Origin of the sequence: Streptomyces sp. NPDC093600 (assembly GCF_044764755.1) — a bacterium.
Classification (GTDB): Bacteria; Actinomycetota; Actinomycetes; order Streptomycetales; family Streptomycetaceae; genus Streptomyces.
The window spans coordinates 911,592-928,804 of the sequence record NZ_JBIWIU010000002.1; the positions used below are offsets into that span (position 1 = coordinate 911,592).

General features: G+C 70.9%; 16 protein-coding genes. 9 read left to right on the forward strand and 7 right to left on the reverse strand.

Annotated features, from left to right (window positions below):
- Window positions 1-2: 2 nt before the first annotated feature.
- The 5 genes from ACIRB4_RS09805 (at window position 3) to ACIRB4_RS09825 (ending at window position 4,957) form a co-directional block, all read left to right on the forward strand.
- A complete protein-coding gene (locus tag ACIRB4_RS09805; RefSeq protein WP_403289575.1) occupies window positions 3-1,304 on the forward strand; it encodes an amidohydrolase family protein in 1,302 nt (433 codons plus the stop codon).
- Window positions 1,301-2,527: an amidohydrolase family protein gene (locus tag ACIRB4_RS09810; protein ID WP_403289576.1), complete on the forward strand. Its 1,227-nt coding sequence runs from the start codon at window positions 1,301-1,303 to the stop codon at window positions 2,525-2,527. Before ACIRB4_RS09805 ends, ACIRB4_RS09810 begins: the two co-directional genes overlap by 4 nt.
- Before the next feature lie 24 nt (window positions 2,528-2,551).
- Window positions 2,552-3,265, forward strand: a complete 714-nt coding sequence (locus ACIRB4_RS09815) for a VIT family protein (protein ID WP_403289577.1) — start codon at window positions 2,552-2,554, stop codon at window positions 3,263-3,265.
- Between the two features lie 118 nt (window positions 3,266-3,383).
- On the forward strand, window positions 3,384-4,301 hold the full coding sequence (locus tag ACIRB4_RS09820; RefSeq protein ID WP_403289578.1) for a sterol desaturase family protein: 918 nt from the start codon (window positions 3,384-3,386) through the stop codon (window positions 4,299-4,301).
- Window positions 4,298-4,957, forward strand: a complete 660-nt coding sequence (locus tag ACIRB4_RS09825) for a lysoplasmalogenase (protein WP_403289580.1) — start codon at window positions 4,298-4,300, stop codon at window positions 4,955-4,957. The genes ACIRB4_RS09820 and ACIRB4_RS09825 overlap by 4 nt, the downstream gene beginning before the upstream one ends.
- Before the next feature lie 13 nt (window positions 4,958-4,970).
- Here ACIRB4_RS09825 and ACIRB4_RS09830 read toward each other — a convergent pair whose 3' ends face one another.
- The gene (locus tag ACIRB4_RS09830; protein WP_403289581.1) at window positions 4,971-6,272 is read right to left on the reverse strand and encodes a CoA transferase; all 1,302 of its coding nucleotides are present in this window, start codon (window positions 6,270-6,272) and stop codon (window positions 4,971-4,973) included.
- 270 nt (window positions 6,273-6,542) lie between these two features.
- Complete coding sequence (locus tag ACIRB4_RS09835; protein ID WP_403289582.1) at window positions 6,543-8,081, reverse strand: S8 family serine peptidase; 1,539 nt, start codon at window positions 8,079-8,081, stop codon at window positions 6,543-6,545.
- Between the two features lie 294 nt (window positions 8,082-8,375).
- Between ACIRB4_RS09835 and ACIRB4_RS09840 the strand changes: the two genes are divergently transcribed.
- The 3 genes from ACIRB4_RS09840 to moaA all read left to right on the forward strand — a co-directional run bounded on the left by ACIRB4_RS09840 (window position 8,376) and on the right by moaA (window position 11,540).
- Complete coding sequence (locus tag ACIRB4_RS09840; protein ID WP_403289584.1) at window positions 8,376-8,750, forward strand: DUF485 domain-containing protein; 375 nt, start codon at window positions 8,376-8,378, stop codon at window positions 8,748-8,750.
- Window positions 8,747-10,381, forward strand: coding sequence for a cation acetate symporter (locus tag ACIRB4_RS09845; RefSeq protein ID WP_403289585.1), 1,635 nt, complete (start codon window positions 8,747-8,749; stop codon window positions 10,379-10,381). Before ACIRB4_RS09840 ends, ACIRB4_RS09845 begins: the two co-directional genes overlap by 4 nt.
- 160 nt (window positions 10,382-10,541) lie before the next feature.
- Entirely contained in the window at window positions 10,542-11,540 is a 999-nt protein-coding gene (moaA, locus tag ACIRB4_RS09850; protein WP_403289586.1) for a GTP 3',8-cyclase MoaA, read from the forward strand.
- Here moaA and ACIRB4_RS09855 read toward each other — a convergent pair.
- Complete coding sequence (locus ACIRB4_RS09855; RefSeq protein ID WP_403289587.1) at window positions 11,523-11,783, reverse strand: hypothetical protein; 261 nt, start codon at window positions 11,781-11,783, stop codon at window positions 11,523-11,525. The two genes, moaA and ACIRB4_RS09855, sit on opposite strands and share 18 nt — an antisense overlap.
- Before the next feature lie 194 nt (window positions 11,784-11,977).
- Window positions 11,978-12,310 carry a DUF3099 domain-containing protein gene (locus ACIRB4_RS09860; protein WP_403289588.1) on the reverse strand — a complete coding sequence of 111 codons (333 nt, stop codon included), beginning with the start codon at window positions 12,308-12,310 and terminating at the stop codon, window positions 11,978-11,980.
- Between the two features lie 185 nt (window positions 12,311-12,495).
- Here ACIRB4_RS09860 and ACIRB4_RS09865 point away from each other — a divergent pair, with 185 nt between their 5' ends.
- A complete protein-coding gene (locus tag ACIRB4_RS09865) occupies window positions 12,496-12,771 on the forward strand; it encodes a GlsB/YeaQ/YmgE family stress response membrane protein (RefSeq protein WP_403289589.1) in 276 nt (91 codons plus the stop codon).
- Window positions 12,772-12,859: 88 nt separating this feature from the next.
- Here ACIRB4_RS09865 and tyrS read toward each other — a convergent pair whose 3' ends face one another.
- The 3 genes from tyrS to ACIRB4_RS09880 are packed head-to-tail and all read right to left on the reverse strand — an operon-like array spanning window position 12,860 to window position 17,064.
- A complete protein-coding gene (gene tyrS / locus ACIRB4_RS09870; RefSeq protein ID WP_403289590.1) occupies window positions 12,860-14,125 on the reverse strand; it encodes a tyrosine--tRNA ligase in 1,266 nt (421 codons plus the stop codon).
- Between the two features lie 54 nt (window positions 14,126-14,179).
- A complete protein-coding gene (locus tag ACIRB4_RS09875) occupies window positions 14,180-15,571 on the reverse strand; it encodes a metallopeptidase TldD-related protein (RefSeq protein WP_403289591.1) in 1,392 nt (463 codons plus the stop codon).
- The gene (locus tag ACIRB4_RS09880; protein WP_403289685.1) at window positions 15,568-17,064 is read right to left on the reverse strand and encodes a TldD/PmbA family protein; all 1,497 of its coding nucleotides are present in this window, start codon (window positions 17,062-17,064) and stop codon (window positions 15,568-15,570) included. The genes ACIRB4_RS09875 and ACIRB4_RS09880 overlap by 4 nt, the downstream gene beginning before the upstream one ends.
- Window positions 17,065-17,213 lie beyond the last annotated feature (149 nt).

A 17,213-nucleotide genomic window follows, 5' to 3' on the forward strand; every position in this document is an offset into this window, starting at 1 on the left:
CCGTGACGCATGAGACGCACGAGACGTACGAAGATCCGTATCTGGTCATCTCCTCCGACTGCCACGCCGGACTGCCCACCGAGGAGTACCGGCCCTATCTCGACTCCCGCTTCCACCGCGCCTTCGACGACTTCCTCGCCGGGCGGGAGGCCCGCCGCGAGGCCATGACCCGGCTGGGGGTGCGCAACGAGGACTTCGCGAACAAGTGGTTCCACGACAACGAGGAGGGGCTGCGCGGCGGCTGGGACGCTACCCAGCGGCTCAAGGAGCTCGACGGCGACGGCGTGGCCGGCGAGGTCGTCTTCCCCGACGCGGACGCCGTCGACAGCCGGACCGCGGCGCCGTTCGGGGTCGGTCTCGGCCTCTCCGGCGACCAGGACCCCGAGCTCGGCATGGCGGGTGCGCAGGCGCACAACCGCTGGCTGGCCGAGTTCGTCGGACAGCACCCCGAACGCCACTGCGGGGTGGCGCTGCTGCCGATCACCGCCGAGCCGTCGCGTGTGGTCGCCGAGATCCACCGGGCCAAGGAGTCGGGGCTCGGCGCGCTGATGATCCCGTCGATGTGGGTGGACAAGGAGCCGTACCACGACCGGCGTTACGACCCCGTGTGGGCGGCCGCCGCCGAGACGCGGATGCCGCTGGTCACCCACTCGGGCGCGGCCCCGCGCGAGGAGTACGGCGACCATCTCGGCATCTACGTCAGCGAGGTCACCTGGTGGCCGGCCCGGCCGCTGTGGTTCCTGCTGTGGTCCGGGGTCTTCGAGCGCCATCCGGGGCTGAGGTTCGGCGTAGCCGAGTCCGGCTGCTGGTGGCTGCCCAACCTGCTGTGGTTCATGGACCGGCTCTATCGGGGAGCCCACGGCGGAAAGAAGCTCTCGCCGTTCCCCGAGCTCAAGCGCCCGCCGAGTGAGTACCTCGACCGCCAGGTATTCGTCTGCGCCACCAACACCAAGCGGCGCGAGCTGGCGCAGCGCTACGAGATCGGCGTCGACAACATCCTCTGGGGCTCCGACTTCCCCCACCCGGAGGGGACCTGGCCGGGCACGCGCGCGTGGCTGCGGAACACCTTCCACGACATCCCGGTGACGGAGACCCGCCGGATGCTGGGCCTGGCGGCGGCGGAGGTCTTTGGATTCAATATCCGAATATTGGATCCGATCGCCCGCCGCATCGGCCCGACCCCGGCCGAGCTCGGCCAGTCGCCCGACCAGGCGGCTGTGGAGGCGTCCTGGGCGCGCTCCCGCGAAGTCGGCCGCCACTGGCTGACGGACCACGACTTCCCGGTCCTGGGGATGACGCCATGACGGACCGCTACACCGTCGTCTCGGCGGACTGCCACGCGGGCGCGGACCTGCTGGACTACAAGCCGTATCTGGAGAAGAGGTACCACGACGACTTCGACGCCTGGGCCGCCGGCTATGTGAACCCGTACGAGGACCTGCTCGCCGACACCGCCGACCGCAACTGGAACTCCGAGCGCCGACTGCGCGAGCTTGAGGCGGACGGCATCGTCGCGGAGGTCGTCTTCCCCAACACCATCCCGCCCTTCTTCCCGTCCGCCTCGCTGATGGCCCCCGCTCCGACCCGCGAGGAGTACGAGCGCCGCTGGGCGGGGCTGCGCGCCCACAACCGCTGGCTGGCCGACTTCTGCTCCCTCGCCCCCGGCCGCAGGGCGGGCGTCGCCCAGATCCTCCTCAACGACGTCGACGAGGCCGTACGGGAGATCCGCCGCACGAAGGAGGCGGGCCTGACGGGCGGGATCCTCCTGCCCGGCGCCCCGCCCGGCAGCGGCATCCCCGAGCTGTACTCGGCGACGTACGACCCGATCTGGGCGGTCTGCGCGGAGCTGGGCGTCCCCGTCAACCACCACGGCGGCTCGGCCTCGCCGCCGCTCGGCGACGAGCCGGCCGCGCGCGCGGTGTTCATGGTCGAGACGACGTGGTTCTCCCACCGGGCGCTGTGGCACCTGGTGTTCGGCGGCGCCTTCCACCGTCACCCGGAGCTGAAGCTCGTCCTCACGGAGCAGGGATCCGGCTGGATCCCCGGCGTCCTGGAGATGCTGGACTACTACCACGGCCGCCTGGTCACCGCCGCCTCCCGGGCCGCCACCGCCGAGTCCAGGTTCGGGGCCGGCCTCGCCGCGTCCATGGGCAGGGGGCCCGGCGAGGTCTGGCGCGACAACTGCTTCGTCGGCGCGAGCTTCATGCGCCCGCACGAGGTCCCCCTGCGCGACCGGATCGGCCTCGACAAGATCATGTGGGGCAGCGACTACCCGCACGACGAGGGCACCACGCCCTACTCCCGCGAGGCGCTGCGGCTCGCGTACGCGGGGCTGCCCAGGGAGGAGGTCGCGGCGATGGCCGGCGGCAACGCGGCGCGCGTGTACGGCTTCGACCTGCCGTACCTGGACGCGATCGCCGCCGTCCACGGCCCGGCCGTCGAGGAGATCGCCGCACCGCTGAAGGAGGTACCGGCGGACGCGACCAGCCCCGCCTTCGCCCCGGGCGGGTCGGTGCGCGTCTGGTGACGGGACGGATGAGACTCTCCCGGGGTGACTGATGCCCCTGTCCACGAGGAAGCCCACGGCGGAGGCCTCGGCTCCCGTCTCAACTGGCTCCGTGCCGCCGTGCTCGGGGCCAACGACGGAGTCGTCTCCACCGCGGGCCTCGTCGTCGGCGTCGCCGGTGCCACCGAGTCCCACGCCGCGCTGCTGACCGCGGGCCTGGCCGGCCTGCTGGCCGGCTCCATGTCGATGGCGGCGGGGGAGTACGTCTCGGTCTCCACCCAGCGCGACTCGGAGAAGGCCGCCCTGGCCACGGAGAAGCGCGAGCTGCGGGAGCAGCCGGAGGAGGAACTGGACGAGCTGACCGAGCTGTTGTCGGCTCGCGGCCTCTCCGCTGACGTCGCCCGCGAGGCCGCGGAGCAGCTGACCGAACGCGACGCGCTGCGCGCCCACGCGCGCGTGGAGCTGGGTATCGACCCCGACGAGCTCACCAATCCCTGGCACGCGGCCGCCGCGAGCTTCCTCGCCTTCACCGCGGGCGCCCTGCTCCCGCTGCTCGCCATCGTCCTGCCGCCCGCCTCGGTCCGCCTCTGGGTCACCGTCCTCTCGGTCCTCGCCGCCCTCGCCCTCACCGGCTGGTGGAGCGCCCGCCTGGGCGCGGCCCCCACACGACCGGCGATCCTGCGGAACATGGGGGGAGGGGCGCTGGCGATGGCGGTGACGTACGGGGCGGGGTCACTGCTGGACATGGCCGGGGTCTGACCGTCGTACACGTTCCCGTGTTGTCGGAAGGTGCCAAAGCCTGCTGACAAGTCGTCTCGCATACTTGTTGGTAACAACGTCTAGCCGCGCCCCGACACCCCCCTCTACCGTCAGCGGCATGCCGAACCTGCCCGATGTCGTGCTGTGGTCCATACCCGCGTTCGTGCTGCTCACCGTCGTGGAGATGATCAGCTACCGGCTCCATCCCGACGAGGACGCCGCCGGGTACGAGACCAAGGACGCCGCCACCAGCCTCGGCATGGGGATCGGCAGCCTCGTCTTCGACTTCCTCTGGAAGATCCCGATCGTCGCGATCTACACCGCCGTCTACGAACTGACCCCCTTGCGCGTCCCCGTCCTGTGGTGGACGATCCCGCTGATGCTGCTCGCGCAGGACTTCTTCTACTACTGGCAGCACCGCGGACACCACGTCATCCGCATCCTGTGGGCCTGCCACGTGGTGCACCACAGCAGCCGAAAGTTCAACCTCACCACCGCGCTGCGCCAGCCCTGGACCAGCCTGACGTCCTGGCCGTTCTATCTGCCGATGATCGCCCTCGGTGTGCACCCGGCCGCCATCGCGTTCTGCTACTCCGTCAACCTCGTCTACCAGTTCTGGATCCACACCGAGCGCATCGGCAAACTGCCCCGCCCCTTCGAGTACGTCTTCAACACCCCGTCCCACCACCGCGTCCACCATGCCTCGCAGGGCGGCTACCTGGACCGGAACTTCGGCGGCATCCTCATCGTCTGGGACCGGATGTTCGGCTCCTGGGTCGCGGAGACCGACAAGCCCGTCTTCGGGCTCACCAAGAACATCGAGACCTACAACCCCCTGCGCGTCGCCACCCACGAGTACGCCGCCATCGCCCGCGACGTACGGGCCGCCACCAGCTGGCGCGAGCGCGCCGGACGGGTCTTCCGCGGCCCCGGTTGGCAGCCGGGGCCGGACACCCGCGAGGCCACCAGCCCCGCCGCGCCGGGGCCCGGCACCCGTGAGGCCACGAGCCCCGCCGCGCCGGAGCCGGCCGCGTGAGGAGCCCCGCCGTCACCTCCGCCCCGGCCCAGACGCCCGCCCTCTCCCGCGCGCTCCTCGCCGCCTTCCTCCTGGCCGTCGCCGCCGACCTGGTCTCCCTCCTCGCCGGCGCCGACCTCGGCCACCGGATCGCCAAGCCGCTGCTGATGCCGCTGCTCGCCGCGTACGCCGCCACCCGAGGCGCCCCGAAGCTCCTGACCGCCGCCCTTCTGTTCGGCTGGGGCGGGGACGTGTTCCTGCTCCTCGACGCCGACTGGGCCTTCCTCGTCGGCATGGGCTCCTTCGCCGCCGGACACGTCTGCTACCTGGTGCTGTTCGGACGACGGCGTACGTCGCCGCTCCTCGGCCTCGGATACGCCGTCGCGCTGGTCGGCACCGTCGCCCTCCTCTGGCCCGACCTCCCCGCCGAGCTGCGCGTCCCCGTCGCCGGGTACTCGCTCCTGCTCACCGCCATGGCCTACCGCGCGAGCTCCCTGGGCCTCGCGGCCGGCGCGGGCGGAGCGCTCTTCCTGCTCTCCGACACGCTCATCGCGACCGGCGTCGCCGACTGGCCCCAGCTCCCCGCGCCCGACTTCTGGGTGATGCTCACCTACCTCGCCGCCCAGTACCTTCTGACGACCGGCGTCCTGAAGACCGAGCACGGTGAAAGCCGGTGACCCCGCAACTGCGTCAGGCCGTGGACCAGACCGGCGCGTCGGCGCCCGCGACGCCCGGCGGACGCGACCAGCCCGCCGGGCCGCCGTCGTACGACACCGGCGACAGCGCGTGCCGCAACCGCCCCAGCGGGCTGTCCGTCTCGGTCAGGTACCGCTCCGGTTCGTAGCGGGGGAGCGCGGTCGTCAGCCAGTGCCCCGTCTGCGCCAGCGCCAGGCGTACGAGACGGGTGCCGCCCTCCCGGTCCTGTTCGGTCAGCGACCTGAGGACCGCGGCCGCGAGCAGATAGCCGGACCCGTGGTCCAGGGCCTGCGCCGGCAGCGCCCCCGGCCGGTCCGCCGAGCCCTCGGTCACCGCGATCCCGGTCGCCACCTGCACCAGACTGTCGAAGCCGCGCCGCTCCGCCCAGGGGCCGTAGTCGCCCCACGCCGACAGGCGGGCGGTCACCAGACCCGGCCGGTGGAGGCCGAAGCGGTCGAGGGCGCCGGGGCGGTAGCCGGTGACCAGGACGTCGGCGGCGTCGAGGAGTTCGTCGAAGGCGCGGCGGTCCGACGGGCTGTCCAGGTCCAGCGCGGCCGTCCGCTTCCCGAAGTCGGTGTCGGCGTGCTGGTCGGCCAGTTCGGGGTTCCCCGGCGGGTCGACGCGCAGCACGTCCGCGCCGAGAAGGGCGAGGGTCCGGGTGGCGACCGGGCCGGCGATGACCCGGGTCATGTCGAGGACCCGCAGGCGCGCCGAGCGCCGCTTCGGGGCCGCGTCGTCCAGCCGTTCCCGGCTCAGCAACGGCCGTGCGGCAACCTCCCGGCCCTGCTCGTGGGCGGCCCACTCCTCGGGGGTGCGCAGGGCGACCGCCAGGCCCCCGGCCGCGTACACCGCCGTCTCCACCTCCACGGCCCGCCGCTCGGCGATCGCCGCCTCCACGGCCTCCACCGACTCCCCGCGCACGCCCAGCGCCGCGAGCAGCGCCGCCCGGTGGTGCGGATAGTTGGCGTGCGTACGGACCCAGCCGTCGCGGGCGCGCCAGAGGCGGGACAGCGGCGCGAAGTTGACCGGTGCCCGGCCGTCGACCCGGAGATGACGCTCGCTCACGAACGCGGTGGCCACCGCCCCGTCGTCCACCCGCACCCGTCCCGGCAGCCCCGCCCGCTCCACCGCGGCGAGCGAGCAGACCGCGACCGTGGCGCGGGCCAGCTCCATCACGGGCAGCCGGGCCGGCAGCAGTCCCGCCGGGCCCCCGTACCCCACGCGGTCGAGCAGGGCGGGATCGCCGCCCAGAGCCGACCACAACAACTCCGTACCTGTGCGTACCGTGGTGTCCATGCCCGCACTATGGCACTCGGTGCCATGACAAGGGCCCCGGCGTGGGCGACCGCGACCGAGAAGGTCTCGCACCACACCGGGGCCCGAGGGGAACTAGGGTCGTGTCCGGAAAGTCTCGCCTGGTCCGCGCGCCCTGCACGCGCGGTCGCTGCGTTGGCCAAAAGCCCAAGCAGCTCCGCTACGAGGGCTTCCGGCCGCCTTGCGATCGCACGCACCGGACGCCGCAGACCCCGCCCTCCGGGCGGACGGCGATACTTTCCGGACACTCGGCTAGCGGCGCACGGCGTCGAGGGCGTCGACCATCCCCGCGCCGTAGAAGCCGTTCTTGTTCTTGCCGCCCTCGCAGACCGCGTCGACGGTGCCGTTGCCGTCGATGTCGTACGGGTTCGTGCAGGCGCGGTCGTCGGCCTGCGCGTACAGCAGCGCCTTGAGCGCCGCCGGACTCGCGTCCGGGCGGGTCGACTTCAGCAGCGCGAGCACACCGGCCGCGTGCGGCGCGGCCATCGACGTACCGGCCTTGTAGTTGTAGCCGCCGTTGACCGTGGTCGACAGGATGCGGCCGTTGACCGCCGGGGCGTCCGGCGTCTGGTACTCGGTGCGGTCGCCGCCGGGCGCCGCGATGTCGATGACCCCCTGGCCGTAGTTGGAGTACGAGGCCTTCAGGTCCTTGGCGCCCGTGGCGGAGACGGTGACCACGCCCGGCAGCATGGCCGGGTAGTCGAGGCACTCCTGCGGGTCGATGACCCGGGTCACCGGCGTGGTGTCGTTCGGGCTGGTGGCGTCCGTGAGCTCGTCCGCCGCCAGGTCCATCCGGGAGTTGCCGGCCGCCGCGACGTTGACCGTGCCCTTGCGCTCCGCGTAGCGGGTCGCGCGGGTGACGGCCTCGATCAGGGCCTTCTGGTCGGCGTCGTTCTTGCACGCGAACAGCCACGGGTCGGTGTAGTAACTGTTGTTGGTGATCTCGATGCCGCGCTCGGCCGCCCACACGAAGCCGCAGACGACGGCCTCGGTGTAGAAGAAGCCGTCCGGGGTGGAGACCTTGATGCCGGAGACCTTCACGCCCGGCGCGACACCGGTGATGCCGACGCCGTTCTTGGCGGCGGCGATGGTGCCGGCGACGTGCGTGCCGTGGTCGCTCTCGCCCGGGTTCGGACGCCACGAGCCCGGCGTCGTGTTCGGGGCGCCGGTCACGCAGTTGGCCGAGGACGCGGCGTCGAAGTTCGGCGCCAGGTCCGGGTGGGTGTCGTCGACACCGGTGTCGATGACGCCGACCGTCACCTTGTCGCTGCCGAGCGTCTTCTGGTGGGCCTTGTCCGCCTTGATGGCCGGCAGGTCCCACTGCAGGGGCTCCAGCGGGTCCTGGCCCGCCGTGGCGCCGGCGGCCGCGGCCGTGGCGTCGGCGGCGGTGAGCGCCTGGCTGCCCTCGCCCACGGAGGTGTCGGTCTGGACGGAGAGCGGCGCCGTACGCGTCGCACCGGCCGACACCACACCCCGGGCCTGGCGGATCGTCTTCGCGAACTCGGGGTTCTGCGAGTGGACGACTATCACGCCTATCTGGTCATAGGAGATGACCACCGTGCCCCCGGCCGCGGCGATCGCCTTCTTCACCGAGGCGGCCGTCCAGCGACCCCCCTCGACGTTGACGACGTACGACAGCTTCGGGCCGTCCGTCGCCACGGCGGCCGTCGCCGGGGCGTCGCTCGCCACCGCGGCGGATGCGCCGGTCGGAAGGAAGCCGAGCGAGGCCGTGAGCGCGAGACCGACCGGAAGAGCGAGTACTCGACCGCGTCTCGATCCCAGATGAGCCATGGGTTCTCCACATCATCCGAATGTCTGCCCGTACGCCGGTTGCGGGCGGGCAGGTGCATGACGAGTGAAGTTATCGCTGATCTTCCCGGGCCTTCAATGAGTTGAGAGGACTTGATACAGATACGGAGGAAGATCCAGGAGAGAGACGGCAGAGAGAAACGTCAGGGGTGAACCGCGTCGCCCCGCGCTCCGTGCCGTTGTGCAGGGGAGGAGCTCCGTCCGGACCTCCGTTCCCCCAGCCCCAGCGAGGCCCCTTTGTCCATGCCTACCGCACCCGTACCGCGAGGAGAATCCGTGGCCACCGAAGCACCGCCGCCGCCCCGAGGCGGCTCGGACGCCGACTCCGTCCCCGTCCAGCCCACGACAGAGGCGTTCGTCGAGGTGCAGGAGAGTGCGGAGTTCGGTGAACTGCGCCGCACCTACCGCTCCTTCGCCTTCCCGCTGACGATCGCCTTCATCGCCTGGTACCTGCTGTACGTGCTGCTCTCCAACTACGCGGGCGGCTTCATGGGGACCAAGCTCTTCGGCAACATCAACGTGGCGCTCGTCCTCGGCCTCGGCCAGTTCGCCACCACCTTCCTCATCGCCTGGCTCTACGCGCGGCACGCGGCCGCCCGTCTCGACCCGAAGGCCGAAGCCATCAAGTCCCGTATGGAGGCCGACGCGTGAGCAGCATCTTCGAGACCGTCTCGCTGGCGGCCGAGAACGCCACCAGCGAGCACCGGCCGCTGATCATCGCCCTTTTCGGCGCCTTCGTCGTCGCCACCCTCTTCATCACGGTCTGGGCGGGCCGCCAGACCAAGAGCGCCGCCGACTTCTACGCCGGCGGCCGCCAGTTCACCGGCTTCCAGAACGGCCTCGCGATCTCCGGCGACTACATGTCCGCCGCGTCCTTCCTCGGCATCGCGGGCGCCATCGCCCTCTTCGGCTACGACGGCTTCCTGTACTCCATCGGCTTCCTGGTCGCCTGGCTGGTCGCCCTGCTCCTGGTGGCCGAACCGCTGCGCAACTCCGGCCGGTTCACCATGGGAGACGTGCTGGCCTACCGGATGCGCCAGCGCCCGGTCCGTACCGCCGCCGGCACCTCCACCATCGTCGTCTCGATCTTCTACCTGCTCGCGCAGATGGCCGGCGCGGGTGTGCTCGTCTCGCTGCTGCTCGGCATCACCAGCGACGGCGGCAAGGTCGCCATCGTCGCCCTGGTCGGCGTCCTGATGATCGTGTACGTCACCATCGGCGGCATGAAGGGCACCACCTGGGTGCAGATGGTCAAGGCCGTGCTCCTCATCGCGGGCACGCTCCTGATCACCTTCCTCATCCTGCTGAAGTTCAACTTCAACCTCTCCGACCTGCTCGGCGCCGCCGCCACCAACAGCGGCAAGGGCCAGGCGTTCCTGGAGCCCGGCCTCAAGTACGGCGTCTCCGGCATCTCGAAGCTGGACTTCATCTCGCTCGGCGTCGCGCTCGTCCTCGGCACGGCCGGCCTGCCGCACATCCTGATCCGCTTCTACACGGTGCCGACCGCGAAGGCCGCCCGTAAGTCGGTCAACTGGGCCATCGGCATCATCGGCGCCTTCTACCTGATGACGATCGTCCTCGGCTTCGGCGCCGCGGCCCTGCTCAAGAACAGCGACATCATCGCCTCCAACAAGGCCGGCAACACCGCCGCCCCGCTGGCGGCCCTGGAGATCGGCGGAGGCGCCGGCTCCACCGGCGGAGCGATCCTGCTCGCGGTCATCTCCGCCGTCGCCTTCGCCACCATCCTCGCCGTGGTCGCCGGACTGACCCTGGCCTCGTCCTCCTCCTTCGCGCACGACATCTACGCCAACGTCATCCGGCGCGGAAAGGCCACGGAGAAGGAGGAGGTGCGCGCCGCCCGCTGGGCGACCGTCCTCATCGGTGTCGTCTCGATCGCGCTCGGCGCCCTCGCCCGCGACCTCAACGTCGCCGGCCTGGTCGCCCTCGCGTTCGCCGTCGCCGCCTCCGCCAACCTGCCGACGATCCTCTACAGCCTCTTCTGGAAGCGGTTCACGACCCAGGGCGCGCTCTGGTCGATCTACGGCGGTCTGATCTCCTCGGTCGTCCTGGTGCTCTTCTCGCCGGTCGTCTCCGGCAAGCCCACCTCGATGTTCAAGACCGTGGACTTCTACTGGTTCCCGCTGGAGAACCCGGGCCTCGTCTCCATCCCGCTCGGCTTCCTGCTCGGCTGGCTCGGCTCCCTCCTCTCGAAGGAGGGGCCGGACAAGGGCAAGTACGCGGAGCTGGAGGTCAAGTCCCTGACCGGTGTCGGAGCGCACTGAATCGTATACGGTAAGCGATCACCGGGCGGCCGCGTCGTAGAGTTCTACGACGCGGCCGTGCCGGTCCTCGTGACAATCGTCCGTGCTCGTTGTCGGTGGGCTCACGTAGGCTCGGTACATACCGAATCCGCACATCCGCGAGACGGGGAGGGGGCCCACAGTGCTCATCGACACCTACGGCCGTGTGGCCACGGACCTTCGTGTCTCACTCACGGACCGGTGCAATCTGCGCTGCACGTACTGCATGCCCGAGGAGGGCCTGCAGTGGCTGGCCAAGCCCGATCTGCTGACCGACGACGAGATCGTCCGGCTGATACGGATCGCGGTCACCGACCTCGGCATCACCGAGGTCCGCTTCACCGGCGGCGAGCCGCTGCTCCGCCCCGGCCTCGTCGGCATCGTCGAGCGCTGCGCGGCCCTGGAGCCCCGCCCCAAGATGTCCCTGACCACCAACGGCATCGGGCTCAAGCGCACGGCCGCCGCCCTGAAGGCCGCCGGGCTCGACCGGGTCAACGTCTCCCTCGACACGCTGCGGCCCGAGGTCTTCAAGACCCTGACCCGCCGCGACCGTCACCACGACGTCCTGGACGGCATGGCCGCCGCCCGCGACGCCGGGCTCACGCCCGTCAAGGTCAACGCCGTCCTGATGCCCGGCCTCAACGACGACGAGGCCCCCGACCTGCTGGCCTGGGCGGTGGAGAACGCGTACGAGATGCGCTTCATCGAGCAGATGCCGCTCGACGCCCAGCACGGTTGGAAGCGCGACGGGATGATCACCGCGGGGGACATCCTGGAGTCCCTGCGCACCCGCTTCACGCTGACCCCCGAGGGCGCGGAGGAGCGGGGATCGGCGCCCGCCGAGCGCTGGGTCGTCGACGGCGGACCGCACACGGTCGGCGTCATCGCCTCCGTCACCCGCCCGTTCTGCCGGGCCTGCGACCGGACCCGGCTGACGGCCGACGGTCAGGTGCGCACCTGCCTGTTCGCCACCGAGGAGACCGACCTGCGCGCGGCGCTGCGGTCGCAGGGGCCGGAGGGTTCGGACGCCGAGATCGCCCGGATCTGGAAGCTGGCGATGTGGGGGAAGAAGGCCGGTTCGGGTCTCGACGACCCGAGCTTCCTGCAGCCGGAGCGCCCCATGTCAGCGATCGGCGGCTGAGCCTCCGGCGTCCGGGCCCCCGCCCGCCGAGTCCCACTCGGCCAGCGGCACGACATCCTTGAGGAACCCTCGTACGCCGAGGAACTGCGAGAGATGCTCGCGGTGCTCCTCGCAGGCGAGCCAGGTCTTGCGGCGCTCCGGCGTGTGCAGCTTGGGATTGTTCCACGCCAGCACCCACACCGCGGCGACGCGGCAGCCCTTGGCGGAGCAGATCGGGGTCTCGTCACTCACCGGATTGATCACCGGGACATTGTCCAACAAAGGGCGATGCCGGGCAGCCACGGGGGGAGCTGCCCGGCATCGGTCCGTCGCTCCGACGGGGGATGCGGAGCGCGTAGGAAGTATGTCACGGGGAGCGGGGTGTGGTGCACCGGAACTTCATGATTGATCTGAGCTTTTCTTGAGCTTTTCGAGCCCATTAATGATCAACTCTGCCGCTACGAATGGTCCGTCGGTGCTTCCGTGGTGTCGTCCGCGGGTCCGATCGCGGGCCGCGTCGGTGCCGGCACGAAGGTCGGCGGCGGGGACGGCGCCCGTTCCCGGCCGGCGTTGGCGATCACCACGGAGATGTAGGGGAGCAGTCCGCCGAGGACCAGCGCCACGATGGCCACATGCCGCTCCACGTTCCAGAGGACGGCGGCCGCGATGACGGCCAGGGTGCGGATGGACATCGAGATCACATAGCGCCGCTGCCGGCCGCGCACGTCGTCGGCCAGTCCCTGCCGGGCTCCGGTGATCCGGAAAACCTCGGTCTCACCGTGCTTACGCATCGCACACCACCACCCGGCGCTCGCGCCGGACTCGCCCCGGTCCGGACCTCACCTCTCCACGGTACGCCCGCCCTCTCGCCCTTCGGTGCCCGGGGGCACGTATGGATCAGTCCGACATGCGCGGTACAGCCGATAGGCCGAGACTGGGCGGACATGCGCAGAGTGCGCCGCATGAGGAGGCGACCATGAGTTGGTTGTGGGCAATCATCGTGGGTCTGGTCCTCGGTCTGATCGCCAAAGCGATCATTCCCGGGAAGCAGCAGATCCCCCTGTGGCTGACGACCGTTTTCGGCATCATCGGCAGTGTTCTCGGCAATTCCGTCGCGACCTGGATCGGGGTCAACGACACCAAGGGGATCGACTGGACACGCCATCTGCTCCAGCTCATCGGCGCGGTGGCCGTCGTGGGTGTGGGCGACATGCTGTGGGCCTCGATCAGAGGCAACAAACGGCGCGCGTGACGCCGCACGCACGACGACGGCCCGGCACACGCGCGACGTGTGCCGGGCCGCCCTCGGGCCCTGATCCGGCCTGTTCCCAGCGGAAGACCTAGGCGCCGACCTCGATCGCCGCCAGGTTCTTCTTGCCCCGGCGCAGCACCAGCCAGCGGCCGTGCAGCAGCTCGTCCGCCGACACCTCGGCGTCCTCGGCGGTGACCTTCACGTTGTTCACGTAGGCCCCGCCCTCCTTGACCGTCCGGCGCGCGGCCGACTTGCTCGGCGCCAGACCGACCTCAGTGAACAGATCCACGACCTGGCCGAGCTCCGCCACGCGCGCGTGCGGCAGCTCCGACAGCGCCGCGGCCAGAGTGGCCTCGTCGAGTTCGGCCAGGTCGCCCTGCCCGAACAGCGCCTTCGAGGCGTTGATGACGGCCGCGCACTGCTCGGCGCCGTGCACCAGCGTCGTCAGCTCCTCGGCCAGGGCCCGCTGAGCCGTACGGGCCTGCGGCCGCTCGGCCGTGACCTTCTCCAGCTCCTCCAGCTCCGCGACGGACTTGAAGGACAGGATCCGCATGTACTTCGAGATGTCCCGGTCGTCCACGTTCAGCCAGAACTGGTAGAACGCGTACGGCGTCGTCATCTCCGGGTCCAGCCAGACGGCCCCGCCCTCGGTCTTGCCGAACTTGGTGCCGTCCGCCTTCGTCATCAGCGGCGTCGCCAGCGCGTGCACGACCGCGTCCGGCTCCAGCCGGTGGATCAGGTCCAGGCCGGCCGTGAGGTTGCCCCACTGGTCGCTGCCGCCCTGCTGCAGCACACAGCCGTAGCGGCGGTACAGCTCCAGGAAGTCCATGCCCTGCAGCAGCTGGTAGCTGAACTCGGTGTAGCTGATGCCCTGCTCGGACTCCAGACGCCGGGCGACCGAGTCCTTGGTCAGCATCTTGTTGACCCGGAAGTGCTTGCCGATGTCCCGCAGGAACTCGATCGCCGTCATCCCGGCGGTCCAGTCCAGGTTGTTCACCATGACCGCGGCGTTCTCCCCCTCGAAGGAGAGGAACGGCTCGATCTGCGACCGCAGCCGGTTCACCCAGTTCGCGACCGTCTCCGGGTCGTTCAGAGTGCGCTCGGCCGTCGGCCGCGGGTCACCGATCTGACCGGTGGCCCCGCCGACCAGCGCCAGCGGCCGGTGACCGGCCTGCTGGAGCCGGCGGACGGTGAGCACCTGGACCAGGTGGCCGACGTGGAGACTGGCCGCGGTCGGGTCGAACCCGCAATAGAACGTGACGGGACCGTCCGCGAGAGCCTTGCGCAATGCGTCCTCGTCAGTGGACTGGGCGAACAGCCCACGCCACTTCAGCTCGTCGACGATGTCCGTCACGGTCGTCCGTCTCCTCGGGTCGAATGGGGGTCGTGCTCACTCAGTCTATGGGGGTCAGACGCCCTTGCTGACCGAGCTCATGTTGAAGTCCGGCACCCGCAGCGCGGGCATCGCCGCCCTGGTGAACCAGTCGCCCCACTCGCGCGGCAGCGTCTTCTCGGTCCGCCCCGCCTCCGACGCCCGCGACAGCAGGTCCACCGGCGACTCGTTGAACCGGAAGTTGTTCACCTCGCCGACCACCTCGCCGTTCTCGACCAGGTAGACGCCGTCCCGGGTCAGCCCGGTCAGCAGCAGCGTGGCCGGGTCGACCTCGCGGATGTACCAGAGGCAGGTCAGCAGCAGCCCGCGCTCGGTGGCGGCCACCATCTCCTCAAGCGACCGCTCGTCGCCGCCCTCCAGGATCAGGTTCCCGGCCCCGGGCGCCAGCGGCAGCCGGGTCAGCCCCGCCGTGTGCCGGGTGGTGATCAGGTGCTCCAGCCGGCCCTCCCGTACCCAGTCCGTGTGCGAGACCGGCAGACCGTTGTCGAAGACGGAGGAGTCGTCGCTCGAGGAGTGCGCGATGACGAACGGCGCGGACTCCAGACCGGGCTCGTTCGGGTCGCTGCGCAGGGTCAGCGGCAGCGGGGAGAGCTTCTCGCCGAGACGGGTCCCACCACCCGGCTTGGAGAAGACCGTACGGCCCTCCACCGCGTCCCGGGCCGTCGAGGACCACAGTTGGTAGATCAGCAGATCGGCCACGGCCGTCGGCGGCAGCAGCGTCTCGTACCGCCCGGCGGGCAGGTCGATCCTGCGCTCCGCCCAGCCCAGCCGCTTCGCCAGATCGGCGTCGAGCGCCCCCGGGTCGACGTCCTTGAAGTCCCGCGTCGCGCGCCCGGCCCACGCGGAGCGCGAGCGGTCGGGCGACTTGGCGTTGAGCTCCAGGGTGCCGTTGGGCTGGTCGTGCCGCAGCCGCAGCCCCGTCGACGTACCGAGGTACGTCGAGGTCATCTGGTGGTGGGCGAAGCCGTACAGCTCACGGCCCCCCGTCCTGGCCCGGGCGAACGCCTCGCCGAGCGCGGGCGCGAAGTCCGTGAAGACGGCGGAGGTCGTCTCGGCCGGCGCGTCCGTGAAGTCGGGGGACGCGTCGATGCCCTCCACCAGAGGCTGCGCGTCCTCGGCGGGCCCGGCACCCCGGGCGGCGGCCTCGGCGGCCCGCACCAGCGGCTCCAGGTCGTCGACGGTCACGGCGGAGCGCGAGACGACACCGGACGAGGTGCCCTGCGCGCCGTCGACGGTCGCGATGACGGTGAGCGTCCGCCCGCGGGTGACGCCGTTGGTGGTCAGCGCGTTGCCGGCCCAGCGCAGATTGGCGGAGGACTCCTCGTCGGCGATCACGACACACCCGTCGGCCCGGGACAGCTCAAGAGCCCGCTCGACGATCTCGTACGGCTTGCTGACGCGGCTCATCGACCGGCCTCCTGCGTCGTGTTGAGGATGTTGACACCGCGGAAGAGCGCCGAGGGGCAGCCGTGCGAGACCGCCGCGACCTGGCCCGGCTGCGCCTTGCCGCAGTTGAACGCGCCGCCCAGGACGTACGTCTGCGGGCCGCCGACCTGCTCCATCGAGCCCCAGAACTCCGTCGTCGTCGCCTGGTACGCCACGTCCCGCAGCTGCCCCGTCAGCCGGCCGTTCTCGATGCGGAAGAAGCGCTGACCGGTGAACTGGAAGTTGTAGCGCTGCATGTCGATCGACCACGACCGGTCCCCGACCACGTAGATACCGCGCTCGACACCCCCGATCAGGTCCTCCGTGGAGAGCCCGCCGGGATCCGGCTGCAGCGAGACGTTCGCCATCCGCTGCACCGGCACGTGCGCGGGGGAGTCGGCGAAGGCGCAGCCGTTCGACCGGCCGAGCCCCGTGAGCTTCGCGATCCGCCGGTCCAGCTGGTAGCCGACGAGCGTGCCGTCCTTCACCAGGTCCCAGCGCTGCGCCTCGACGCCCTCGTCGTCGTACCCGATCGTCGCGAGCCCGTGCTCGGCGGTGCGGTCACCGGTCACGTTCATGATCGAGGAGCCGTACGCCAGCTTCCCCAGCTGGTCGAAGGTGGCGAACGAGGTCCCGGCGTACGCCGCCTCGTACCCCAGCGCCCGGTCCAGCTCGGTGGCGTGGCCGATCGACTCATGGATGGTCAGCCAGAGGTTCGACGGGTCGACGACCAGGTCGTACGTCCCCGGCTGCACGCTCGGCGCCCGCATCTTCTCCGCGAGCAGCTCCGGGATCCGCTCCAGCTCCGCGTCCCAGTCCCAGCCCGTACCGGTCAGATACTCCCAGCCCCGGCCGACCGGCGGCGCGACCGTCCGCATCGAGTCGAACTCGCCGGTCGTCTCGTCGACGGCGACCGCCGTGAGCTGCGGGTGCAGCCGGACGCGCTGCTGGGTGGTCACGGTTCCCGCCGTGTCCGCGTAGAACTTGTTCTCGTGGACGGTCAGCAGCGACGCGTCCACGTGCGCCACCCCCTCCGCCCGCAGCAGCCGGTCGCTCCAGTCGGCGAGCAGCCCGCTCTTGTCGGCGTCGGGCACGTCGAAGGGGTTGATCTCGTACGAGGAGATCCAGGTCTTCTCTGCGTGCACCGGCTCCTCGGCGAGCTCCACACGCTCGTCCGACCCGGCCGCCGCGATGACCTTCGCGGAGAGCTTGGCCATGGCCACCGCCTGCGAGGCGACCCGCGCGGCCCCGTCCATGGTCAGATCGACCCCGGAGGCGAACCCCCAGGCCCCGCCGTGGACCACCCGCACCGCGTAGCCGAGGTCCGTGATGTCCGAGGAACCGGAGGGCTTGGCGTCCCGAAGCCGCCAGGAGGCGCTGCGGACCCGCTCCAGACGGAAGTCGGCATGCTCGGAGCCGAGGGCACGCGCGCGTGCGAGCGCCGCGTCGGCGAGCGCCCGCAGCGGCAGTGCCATGAAGGCCGCGTCGATGGAATGAGGCACGAATGTCTCCTGTCGTATGAGACCGGTCGCCCCCGATCATGTCGCGCTTTCGGCCGGGATGCCCAGAGGTTTCTGTAGGGACCCGACAGCGGCGTGCGGAAGCCACTGTCAGGGCCCGATTC